Genomic DNA, 11,615 nt, shown 5'->3' on the forward strand with positions numbered 1-11,615 from the left:
GCATGTCTGAAGTCATTTCGTTCACTAACCGCAATACCCTGCTGGACAATCAGATCATCGAGCAGGCGGCAGCCATCACCGCTGTCGAGCCTCTGCAATTGCCGACCACCGACTCCCCTCTGGTCACCAGTTGCAAGCACAAGATCGAAGGCAACTACGAGATCGCCCGGGCCAAGACCGATACCGATCACGCAATCGAGTTGCTGTACATCGCCTACAACACCACGCCGCAGGCGCAGGGGGCGATCCGGGTTCGTATCGCCGGAATCATGAACCGCCTGATCAGCGCGCAGCATCGGCACTCGCCTGCAACGTGAACTGCCAAACTGGTTGGATGTGAAGGCGTCGGGCGAGGCAGAGGAAATCAGGCAGTTCGTCAGCGCTGACTTGCTCAAGCTGGCACGGGAAATCGTCAGAAAAGCGGAAGGCGTGCGCAACAGCCTGGGCGTGATCGTCGATACCTATGAGCAGATCCTGCGTGAAATCGAGGAGGTCATGGCCAGCAGTGAAATGGCCTTGAGCGAGACCCTCGAGGCGAATCGACAGATCAAGGCGGAAATCGCCGAGGCCAATGCCCGTCGAGGGATGCTCGATAGCCTGGTCGCCGACTTGCAGGGGCAGATCACGCGGTTCGAGCAGCAGGCGAACGCTTATGGCCAGCAAGCGAAGAGTGCAGAACAGAAGGCGTTCTGGGCTGGCGTGCTCAAATCCTTTACCCAGGTGCTGTCGGCCGTCGTGCCGATTGCAGCCATGGCGGCCACCGGGGGCGGGTCGGCATTGCTCGGCGCGGCCAGTGTTGGGGTCATGGCGAACCAGAACAAAGGTGGCATCGATCCATCCAAGCTGGTGGAAAAAGCCAACCTGGAAAACCAGCGCATTCGCCAGCAGAAAGCTGTCGCCGATCAAGCGCGTGAGATTGCCGGTCTCGAGAAAAAGCGCGACGAAGCCACCAGCGACCTGCTCAGGGAACAGCTGGACGAGGCACTGATCGGGGAGCATGCCGAACTGGAGGATAAAAAGGCAAAACTGGATGCCATCGAGGCACAGTTGAGCGAGCTGCTGCGTACGCTGGAGGATTTTGCCGGCGAGGTGAGCCAACAGCTCAGGGAACAGGCCAGCTCGTTGCGAGTGCTGGAACGGCAGATGCTGGACAAGGTGGAGGAGTACGAGCGTGTGAAGCGCGAGCAGGCCGCCGAGCTGATACGCATCACCCTGTTGCTCGATGGCCAGCGCAGCGAACAGCAAAGCATCGAACTGGCGGTGAAGTCGCTGAACCTGAGCGTGGCCGCGCTCAAGCGCAGCAAGGAAATCGTCGTGGAGATCGCCTTCTTCTTCAAGTCCTTCAGCGATTTCCTGCAATTGATCATCGACGATGCGCTGGAGCGGGTGGAGGCTTACGAGGACGCGGGCGAGCGAGAGACGCTGCGTCGTTTCTACCTGGAGCAGTTGCTGGCCTCCACCGACCAGTTCTTCGTCACCCAGGCTGCGCAATGGTTGGCGGTCGGCGTCGTTTCGGACGAATTCGTGCAGGTGTTCAACGATGGCTGGAGCAAGTTGAACACCCTGTCGGGCAAATACATCACCGGAGACGAACTGGAAGCCTACCTGGAGCAGGCATCCCTGCAACTCAAGGCCATCGCCGAGGATCGCGAGGCCGCCAGCCGTCAACGCCTGTCATCGCTGGACAGCTACCGGGAGGAGCTGGATCGCCGGGCGGCCGAAGGCTGATGTCGACGATGTGCATGGCTGCACAAACCCTGTAGGCGCCAGCTTTGCTGGCGAACGCAAGGCGTAGCCTTGCCGGCCAACATCGTGTCGTCCCCTTCGCCAGCAAGGCTGGTTCCTACAGTTCGGCGCCGCACGGTATCAACCGTGGGGCGCCGTTTCTTTTGCCGTGGTACCTGCGTACCGGGCTTTCAGGTGGCCCTGGTCGTCAAGCAGATACGCATCCATCACCTCGCGCACCACCGGCCCCGCGACCCGGCCACCGGCCTCGCCGTTCTCGATCATCACCGCCACCACCATCGCCGGGTGATCGGCCGGCGCGAAACCGACGAACAGGGCGTTGTCGCGGTGGCGTTCGAGGGTCTTGTCGCGGTTGTAGCGTTCCCCTTGCTTGATCGCCACCACCTGCGCCGTGCCGCTCTTGCCGGCAATGCGGTACTGGGCGCCGGCGGCGGCGGCGCGGGCGATGCCGCGCGGGTCGTGCATGACCATCTGCATACCCTGGCTGACCTGGTCCCAGGCGCGGCGGTCATGCAGCACGATGTCCGGCATCGGGTTGGGGTCGATGGGCGCCTGGCCGCCGACGCTCATCGCCAGGTGCGGGCGGTGCCACGCACCCTTGCTCGCCAGCAGGCTGGTGGCCTGGGCCAGTTGCAGCGGTGTGACCTGCATGTAGCCCTGGCCGATCCCGAGGATCAGCGTCTCGCCGGGGAACCACGCCTGGCGCCGGGTGGCGCGCTTCCAGGCTTGCGACGGCATCAGCCCGGGCGCTTCTTCGAACATGTCCAGCGAGACTTTCTGGCCCAGGCCGAACTCGGCCATGTAGTCGTGCAGGCGGTCGATGCCCAGCTTGTGCGCCAGGTCGTAGAAGTAGGTGTCGTTGGACCGCATGATCGCGGTGTACATGTCCACCCAGCCATCGCCGGTGCGGTTCCAGTTGCGGTACTTGTGGTCGTAGTTGGGCAGCTCGTAGTAGCCGGGGTCGAACACCCGGTTGCCCGGGGTGATCACGCCGCTGTCCAGGCCGGCGATGGCCACCTCCGGCTTGACCGTCGAACCGGGGGCGTACAGGCCGCGCAGCACGCGGTTGAACAGCGGCCGGTCGATGGAGTCGCGCAGGGCCGAGTACTGCTTGTAGCTGATGCCCTTGACGAACAGGTTGGGGTCGAAACTGGGGTTGCTGACCATGGCCAGCACATCGCCGTTGGCCGGGTCCAGCACCACCACCGCGCCACGGCGGTCACCCAGGGCTTTCTCCGCGGCCTGTTGCAGGTGGGCGTCGAGGCTCAGCACGATATCCTTGCCCGGCACCGGGTCGTGGTGGCGCAGCACCCGCATCACCCGGCCCTGGGCGTTGGTCTCGACTTCCTCGTAGCCCACCTGGCCGTGCAGCTCGTTCTCGTAGAAGCGCTCGACGCCGGTCTTGCCGATCGACTGGGTGCCGCGGTAAGCAGTGCTGTCGAGGGTCTTGGCTTCTTTCTCGTTGATCCGCCCGACATAGCCCACCGAATGGGCGAAGTGCTCGGCCAGGGGGTATTCGCGGATGAACTGCGGCGCCACGTCCAGGCCTGGCAGGCGGAACTGGTTGACGGCGATCAGGGCGATCTGTTCCTCGCTCAGGCCGACCATCAGGGTCACCGGCTCGAACGGCTTGCGGCCACGGCGCAGGTCCTTGTCGAACTGGTGGCGGTCGTCCTCGCCCAAACCAAGGATCTGCGTGAGGGTGTCCAGCACCTTGGCCGAGTCGCCGGCGCGTTCGCGGGTCATGGTCAGGTCGAAGCTGGGCTTGTTGGTCGCCAGCACCACGCCGTTGCGGTCGTAGATCAGCCCGCGCTCGGGCGGGATGGGCAGCACGTGCACGCGGTTGTTTTCCGACACCGCCGATTGCTGGTCGTGCTGCAGTACCTGGAGCACGTACAGCCGGCCCACCAGCACCGCCACCAGGCTCATCACCAGGACGGCGCAGGCCAGCAGCCGGCGGTTGACCAGGCTCTTTTCCTTTTCGTGGTCCTTGAGGGGGATGGGTTGCGGCATGGGGCTCGGTTGAATCGCCAAAGGCACTAGTAAGGGTGGCGCTGCACCGGGGATCGCGCGGATCCCCGGTGCGGCACAGGGGCGGGGGATGCTACGCAAGGTGAACGGCCGGCTCAAGGCAGGCGCCGTTCTCCCCGATGCGCTGGACTGCGTCTGCGCCCCGTGCGCAGGGCACCTGCGCCGAACATGAAGATTCCTTCACGTGACCGGTGGCCCCTGTGTATTGCCACCCTGCATCACGGCTGCCATTGCCCAGGAACGTTGTCCGTTCTGCTGAACCAGACTTCTATCACGCCCCTGGCGCCATTGAGCGCGGGGGAGAGGGGCTCAAGTGTCCAGTCGGCGCCTGGCACGGTGGCTTGCACGGTGTTCACGATGTTGCGCGCGCATTCATATCCCGTTGCGTCGTGATAGCGCACCGTTGTCCTGGACACCTCCTTGGGCGCGGGGCGTGCCGCACGGAATGCGGTCGCGACGACATCTTCGATCGGTGGCACGCTGGCCTGCCACTTGTCGTGCCACCAGCTCCTGAACACCCGAACCTGGTCGCGCATGTTCGGGCCATAGATCTGCATGTAGATCGTGTTGCCCTTGCACAGCGTGCTCGCGGCTATTTGAGCCGCAGACGATCTCTCAGGGCGGGTGGCAGTGGCGTCAGGCTCTACGGATGCTTCTGGTGGCGCGGCGGCGACTGGAGGCGGTGCGGGCATGGCCATCTCCGTGCCATCGGTCGGGCGCACAGCCGTCGCTGCCATTGCGTGGCAACCCACCCGGACACCCGCCAGTTCTTCCGGTGAGCGGGTGTCGTTGACAGCGATCTGGTAGGTCTCCTTGAAATCGCTGTACTGCTCGACCAGCGCGCTTCGTTGCCTGGAGCAGGGGTGCAAGGTCTTCCAGTTGCCGCCTTCGCTGTAGTCGTACCCCCAGTAGACGGTCGGCGATGGCGGTGCGGTCCTCACCAGGCACGACCCCGCATCCAGTGATTTCAGCCCGGACCTGGCCTCGACCATCGCCTGGCAGGCAGGCCCCATGCCGCCCTTCAGGGACGCGCAGGCGAGCACGCCATCGGCGATCACGCGTCTGCCGAACTCGGATTTCATGAGCCAGCCGGCGTCACCCTTCATGCAATAGGTGTCGCCCGCGCGCAGCAGGGCGACCGCCAGCCGATTCGCAGCGCCGGCGAGGTCACTCGAAGAGGTTGCCGGCGGCAGCTGTTCCCACAGTCTCGAAATCTCCACCAACGCCGCGCGCTCGTCCGCCATTCTGGTCTTCTGGGCGGTTCGATAGGCATCGATGGATTGCCAGGCGGCAACGGCCAGCGAGAGCACCACGCCCGCGCCGACAGTCGCGCCGACCGGGCCGACCTGGCGCCCCCAGACACTTCTCGAGGCGCGGTCAGTGGGCGGCTTGGCGGATGCGGCGGCGCTCGCCGATGCGGGCAGGGAGGGGGTGTTGTCGGCATCCAGGTCGAACAGCACGTCCAGGTGCGCCCTTGTCTGGTCGATCAGGCGGCGGCTCAGGTATCCGCCCAGCTCGCTGCCCAGCGCGAAATAGGACTCCCACTGGCTCTCGCTGAAGAACTGATCGCCAGTGGGCTCCTGGGGGAACAGTGGGCACTGGCGCTTGTAGTTCGCCACATCCATCGACACCGACCTGCAGATGTTGGGCTTGACCACAATGAGGATTGCCGGTGGCGCATCCGGATAGATGATGGTGGCAAGTGCGAGGCAGCTTTCGTTGTCGTCCTTGGCCAGGTCCTGCAGGGTGCCGAAGTATCCGATGGTTTCACACCAGTCGCACTCCGGGTCATTGGCAGTGGCCGGCGAGAATAGCCCAGGGTCGCGTGGCTGGCGGAAAGTGATGGTGATGTTCATGTCGATGCGCGCCTTGCGCACCAGGTTCTCGACGTCCTCGAACGAGTAGCCGGGGTCTGCGCCACAGTCGGCCAGCACGATCACGCTGGCCCGCTCCAGCAGCAGCGGATAGACACCGGTGTTCTCGAAGTGCCCACCGTCGGTGACGAACCAGTCGTCCTCGGGGCCCGCGGCGAAACTTGCGGACAGTTCATGGCCCAGCGCCGTCGACTTGCCGGCCATGCCCGCAAGTCGACGGCGGATCGAGGCGCGACCGGCGTTCTTTGGCCCACCCCGTTCATCCCGGGAGAGCCAGTACCCCAGCCGTACACCGACCAAAGTCAATAGTGCCGCCAACCCACGTTGCGTACGGGCGCCAAGCCCCGGCGCGGCCGCCGCGCCGGAAATCGCCATCCAGCCGCCCAGGCTGAGCTTGCCGATTCCGGGGAATTCGCTACGCCAGCCTTCCTGGCTGAATCGCGAGTCGCCGCCAGCCCGCACGCTGAGGATCAAGCCTTTGCGATCACGATTGAACAGTCTGCCCTTGGGGTCGGCTGTCTGGTTGACGCACGTGCTGATGATGTGCACAGGGCCGCCCGCCAGATGCGGTTGGTAGGCGGCAAGGGAGACATCATCGCCAGGTGCGACCTTGCCGACATTGCTGACCTCGCTGGTGGTGAGCTCGCTCGGTTTGATCCTGGCCAGGGCCGAGGCTGCACCACTGCCGCTGAAGCGTGCTGGGTTGGTTGCCCCCAGGTAGCTGCGCACCAGGCGCGCCTTGTAGAACGTATGCAGGGACGAAAGATTGAGAAAGCCCAGGTTCGATCCGGTGGCCGCGACATACAGTGCTGGTGGGATCACGATGCATAACAGTGTCAGCCATCCCGCGTCGAACTGGGGCTGAATGACCTCGGCCGGGGCGCCATCCGACTTCACGAACTCCGGAAACACGGGCGTGAAACCCACTTTCAGGACCAGGGACACCCACCAGACGAACAGCGCGGCGGCAAGCAGGTAGCCAGCCAGTTGCAGCAGTAGCGGCACCAGGCGGCTGGGCGGCGCGGCCTGCCGTTGCTGGCGGCCCTTGCTCGCGCGCAGGCTGAGCATCAGCGCCTGGGCGACCCCGGAGACGACCGCCAGCGCGATGCCGAGGTCGAGGGTTTCGAACACCCGGGTCTGAAACGCTACCAACCAGGCCAGCCGCTCGGCGATGCCCAGCGCCAGGATAAGCAGGGCGATGCCAAGGCATGCCCTTAGTTGGAGGGTCAGGCGATTGCGCATTTCCGACAGGGCATCTTTTTCAGCGGTGTCCCGCGCCGCCTGCTGGCCCTGTGCGGGCCGCAGGCGGAGCCAGCTGACCCGGGCGTGGGTCGCGGACGTGGCCAGCAGCAGGACGACCAGCAGCGCGATGCCGGGCAGGAGACGGGCCAGGCCCGCCGATGCCTGGTCGGCGGCGGAAGCCAGTGCCATTTCCCTCACCAACACCGCCGCGGCGACCAACACAAAGGACATGACAAGCTTGGCGAAACAGTACCTGGCGAAGTGCTTGGCGACCCATTGCGAATCCCAGTAGGTCAGCACCAGATGCAGCGCGATCGGCACCACCAGCACGAGCAGGAGCCAGGCCGTCGGCAGCCAGGGCTTGAGGACCATCAGCCCGTTGAATAGCGAGGGCGTATCCCACTGGTACCCCGCAGCCGCCAGGCCTTGCCATACACCCAGGTCGAGGGCAGCCAGCAGGCTCCCCGCCAGCACCGCGAGCAAGCCGAACTCGAAGTGCAAGGCCAGCAAGTTGCGCAGGTAGAGGGTGATGGCGAACAGTCGATCGGCGAAACCAGCGGGGGCCAGGTAGCGGCCGTTGGCGCGCAGCCACCAGCCGAACCATCTGCCTTGGGCATCGGCCATGGCGTCCTGCACCTGGTCGGCGGCGGCCGGAGGTGGCGTGCCATTCGATGTGCTGGTCGCAGGGGTTGATGTACCGCCTGGCCGGATTCGGTCGTAGAGCCGGCCAAGCATGCTGCCGACATAGCTGCCGCCGGACACGGTCGACAGCAGGTCGAAGCGGCTGAGCAGTTTCTGCCTGGCGAGCCCGCGCAACAGGCCGAGGCTGAACGTCGCGCTGCGGATACCCCCGCCGGAGAGCGCCAGGCCCCATACATCGCTACCGTCCCTGGGGAGTTGCCCGGTCATGGCCACTTCGGCCTTGTCGTCGAAAAGTCGGTCTCGTCGCCTGGCAACGAGCCTGCTGGAAAGGTTCGAAGGGGCGTCAGGCTGAGCCTCTGGCTGTGAAGCATTTCCGGTAGAGCATTCTTCGTTCATGGCTCATTCCCTTGAGGGTAATGCCGTGGTTCCAGGCTCAGTGCGGGGTGCCTGTACACTCGACGACTGGGCTGTTCTTTACTCGGGTGTCAGAGCGATTTCGGCGAAAGGCATGGGCAGGTAGACCTGCGCTGCAGGTGCCAGATTTACCACGTGCTGTTGCATCTCCTTGACAGCCCCTTTGCTTAGAGGTCGAGGGCAGTCGAGGTCGTATCCGAAGAAGTTTTCCCAGTGGCCCAGCACCACCACCCGAGGTCTGTAAGCGTTCAACAGTTGATCAGGGTAATCCGCTGCCTTGCGCCATGAGCCCACGCTGAGGAGCTCGACATCGACGGCCTTGCTGTCGGGCCTGGCAGGCAGGATGCCGCAGGGCGCGGGAGCGGCGCTGTCCTGGAAATGAATGCGGTACTTCGGTTCGCCCGCCTCATTCAGCAGGTCGATCAACCAGGCCATGGACTGGCCCTGTTTCCAGCCGGACACGGTAGTGGGGACTTCGCTCAGGTCCTGGTAGTAGTGCCCGTGGCCGACGGTGTAGCCCAGCACATGCGGCGCATGCATGCTCTGGATCGGCATGGCCCTGATGTGCCCGCCTTGCGACCTGATCCAGTAGCCGGGCCAGGCGGGCGCTTGTCGGCCATCACACCCTGGAACGGTCGCCATGTAGCCTCTGGCGCTCTTCACCCGGTTCGGGTCCACCCAGGTCCAGTGCGCATCCTCCACGCGCGTGGGGTCTTTCATGGCGTGGAGCATGTGCACGACGGTGTCCGAGCCATAGACGATCGCCTTGGGCGCGTACTTGCGCATGATCCATGGCACATCCAGCAGGTGATCGTAGTGCCCGTGGCCGACCAGCAGCAGGGTGACGTCCTGCGTCGCAAGTCGCTTCATGTAGTGATCGATGCGAGCCTTGTCGGCTTCGACCCGCAGGGGAGGGAGCCCCTTGGACAGCCCCGAAGGGTTGCTGAACGAGGGCGCGAGCATCACGCCTTCGCCCCGCCAGTGGATGAGCCAGCCGCCTACACCCAGGAACTGGATCTTCGGCTCGGGCAGGCCGCGCGCGTTCCAGTACTTTGGATAGTCGTCCTCGGCGCCCTGTGCGCAGGTGCTGAAGACCAGCCACAGGACCAGCCACACGGTTGTACGCATGGACGTCACCTCGTCAGGCGATCATCGGGACTGCCCAAGGGAAAGCGTAGGGTACGAAATGGCAGGTGACAAAGTCGGCGCGCCGCGGGCGCGCCGGGAGGCGGGGCTTCAGAAGTCCACGGTGGCGGACAGCTCGTAGGTGCGCGGTGCCCCCAGCCCCAGGCTGGCGGTCAGCGGCACGCCCCAGTAGTCCTTGTCGGTCAGGTTGGAGATGTTGGCGCGGAAGGTCACCGGCTTGCTGGCGATCTGCATGGCGTAGCGGGCACCGACGTCGAAGATCGTGTAGCCGGGGATCGACAGGCTGTTGTCGGCACTGATGTATTGCTTGGACAGCGAGGTGACGTTACCCGTCAAGGTCAACCCTTCCACCGCCGGGGTGTCCCATTCCATGCCCAGCTTGCCCTGCAGTTTGGGGAAGGCGGTGGCGGTCTTGCCCTCGTTGACGCCGCCCGCGGTCTTGGTCACCTCGGGGTCGACATAGGCCACGCCGCCCATCAGGCGCACGTCCGGCAGCGGGGCGCCGAAGAAGGTCCACTCGACGCCGCGGTTGCGTTGCTCGCCGCCGAACGAATAGACGTTGGTGGCCGGGTCGGTGTAGCTGTTCGGGCGCTTGATCTCGTACAACGCCAGGGTGTGGCTGAAGGTGCCCAGGTCCAGCTTCAGGCCGACTTCCTTCTGCTTGGACTTGAACGGCGCGAACACCTGGCCGGCGTTGGCGGCGGTCACCGGTGCGATGGTGCCCTTGCTCAGGCCTTCGATGTAGTTGGCGTACAGCGACAGTTCGTCGGTCACCTTGAACAGGATCGCGCCGGCCGGCGTGGTGGCGTGGGTATCGTAGCCGGGTTTGTTGCGCGCGCCGGTGGCGACGTTGTAGGTGTCGGTGACCACTTCCTGGCGGCGTACGCCGGCGGTCAGTTGCAGGCGGCCGTCGAACACCGACATCGTGTCGGCGATACCGTAGCTCTTCAGGTCGTTCTCGGTGTGGCTGATCTGTGGGAAGGCCTGCGGCGCCTTCGGCCCCCATACCGGGTGGTAGATGTTGGTCACCCAGTTGCCGCCTGGCACCGAACGACGCCCGTAGTCCTTCTGCTCGTCGCTGTACTCGGTGGCGTTCACCGACCACTGGTGGTTGATGGCGAAGGTGTCGAAGTGGCCGCGCAGGCCAACCTCGGCGGAGGTCTTCTCGATCTCCATCTTCAGCTGGCCCATGGACGTGCTGAGGTCGCCGGCGTTGTTGATCACCGTGGCGACCATGGCGCCGCTGTACTTGTAGTCGGTCTTGCTGGTGCCGATGGCGCCGTAGGCCAGCAATTGGTCGGTGAGCTCATACTCACCGCGCAGGATCACGCCCTTGTCCTTGGTCTCGACATAGGCCCAGTCGGGGTTAAGCAGGGTGTCGGACTTCGGTGGCTTGGGCACGGCCACGCCAGGTGCCAGGCCCAGACCACGGTTCTGGCCGCGGATATGGTCGTCGGCGTCGAACAGGTCGACCGACAGTTTTGCGCGTTCGCCGCGCCAGTCCAGGGCCAGGGACGACAGCACGTTGCGCTTGGACTGGTCTTCGGTGCTGGTGTCGCCGTCGCGGTACACGCCGTTGAAGCGCACGCCGAACTGGTTGCCTTCACCGAAGCGCCGGCCGACGTCGACATGGCCGCCGAACTGGGCGTCGGACTCATAGGTGGCGGTCAGGCGGGTCAGTGGTGTGTCGCCGGCACGCTTGGGAATCAGGTTGACGATACCGCCCACCGAGCCGCCAGGCGGCATGCCGTTGAGCAGCGCCGACGGACCCTTCAGCACTTCGATGCGCTCGTACATCTCGGGCGAGGCGCGGTAGTAGGGCGCCATGCCGAACAGGCCGTCGACGGTCATGTCGCTGACGCTGGTCTGGAAGCCGCGGATCGAATAGTTCTCGCTGAAGGTACCCTTCAGGCCGTTGCTGAACACCGACGGGTCGGTGGCGGCGATCACGTCGGTGATGTCCTTGGCCTGGCGGTCCTGGATGTAGGTGTCGGTGTAGCTGACCGTGCTGAACGGGGTCTCCATGAAGTCCTTGTTGCCCAGCAGGCCGACGCGCCCACCCGTGGCGACCTGGCCGCCGGCGTAGGCCGGTGGCAGGTTGTCGGCGCCGTCGGTGCTGCTTTCGATGCGGGTTTCATCCAGCTCCAGGCTGGCCGGCTTGCCGGCCTCGGCCGCCGTCACTGCCAGCGGGGCGCCACCCAGGCCCAGCAACAGGGCCATGTGCACGGCAACGCAGGTGCGGTTCAGGGAGAACTGTGGCGCGACAGGGGTGAGGCGTCGTGAAGTACAACGTTCCGACATGCTGGCTTCCTTTCGATTCGGAGGTAGTGAAGGCATTCACTAGGGTTTCCGAACCAAAGCGTGAATACCTCAATGATAATCATTTTTATTTATTGGCTTTCCGCCAAGCTGTATCCCAACCTGTGGGAGCGGGCTCGCCCGCGAACACCGGCGCAGCCGGTGCCACACACCGCGCAGGCTTCTTCGCGGGCAAGCCCGCTCCCACAGAGGACGGCGTAT

Annotated in this window: 6 protein-coding genes; 2 read left to right on the plus strand and 4 right to left on the minus strand. The window is 64.8% G+C overall.

From position 1 onward, the window contains the following. Positions 1-2: 2 nt before the first annotated feature. Entirely contained in the window at positions 3-317 is a 315-nt protein-coding gene (locus JYG34_RS12065) for a hypothetical protein (protein ID WP_213660888.1), read from the plus strand. A gap of 19 nt (positions 318-336) precedes the next feature. Continuing rightward, positions 337-1,728 (plus strand): hypothetical protein, encoded by a 1,392-nt coding sequence (locus JYG34_RS12070; RefSeq protein WP_213660889.1) that lies wholly within the window; start codon positions 337-339, stop codon positions 1,726-1,728. 138 nt (positions 1,729-1,866) lie between these two features. On the opposite strand, the gene mrdA is transcribed toward JYG34_RS12070, so the two are convergent. From mrdA to JYG34_RS12090, 4 genes are all read right to left on the minus strand, one after another. After that, positions 1,867-3,759, minus strand: a complete 1,893-nt coding sequence (gene mrdA, locus JYG34_RS12075) for a penicillin-binding protein 2 (RefSeq protein ID WP_213660890.1) — start codon at positions 3,757-3,759, stop codon at positions 1,867-1,869. A gap of 236 nt (positions 3,760-3,995) precedes the next feature. Beyond that, on the minus strand, positions 3,996-7,931 hold the full coding sequence (locus tag JYG34_RS12080) for a patatin-like phospholipase family protein (RefSeq protein WP_213660891.1): 3,936 nt from the start codon (positions 7,929-7,931) through the stop codon (positions 3,996-3,998). A 78-nt stretch (positions 7,932-8,009) separates the two neighbouring features. Next, entirely contained in the window at positions 8,010-9,077 is a 1,068-nt protein-coding gene (locus JYG34_RS12085; RefSeq protein WP_249746259.1) for a hypothetical protein, read from the minus strand. A gap of 108 nt (positions 9,078-9,185) precedes the next feature. Further along, entirely contained in the window at positions 9,186-11,396 is a 2,211-nt protein-coding gene (locus JYG34_RS12090) for a TonB-dependent receptor (protein ID WP_213660892.1), read from the minus strand. Between the last annotated feature and the right edge of the window lie 219 nt (positions 11,397-11,615).

This window comes from Pseudomonas entomophila, from assembly GCF_018417595.1.
In the GTDB taxonomy this organism is placed as follows: domain Bacteria; phylum Pseudomonadota; class Gammaproteobacteria; order Pseudomonadales; family Pseudomonadaceae; genus Aquipseudomonas; species Aquipseudomonas entomophila_C.

Excerpts from the sequence above, each read along its gene's own strand:
- JYG34_RS12090 (WP_213660892.1), bottom strand. The coding sequence starts at position 11,396 with ATGTCGGAACGTTGTACTTCACGACGCCTCACCCCTGTCGCGCCACAG.
- JYG34_RS12065 (WP_213660888.1), top strand. The coding sequence starts at position 3 with ATGTCTGAAGTCATTTCGTTCACTAACCGCAATACCCTGCTGGACAAT.
- mrdA (WP_213660890.1), bottom strand. The coding sequence starts at position 3,759 with ATGCCGCAACCCATCCCCCTCAAGGACCACGAAAAGGAAAAGAGCCTG.
- JYG34_RS12080 (WP_213660891.1), bottom strand. The coding sequence starts at position 7,931 with ATGAACGAAGAATGCTCTACCGGAAATGCTTCACAGCCAGAGGCTCAG.
- JYG34_RS12085 (WP_249746259.1), bottom strand. The coding sequence starts at position 9,077 with ATGCGTACAACCGTGTGGCTGGTCCTGTGGCTGGTCTTCAGCACCTGC.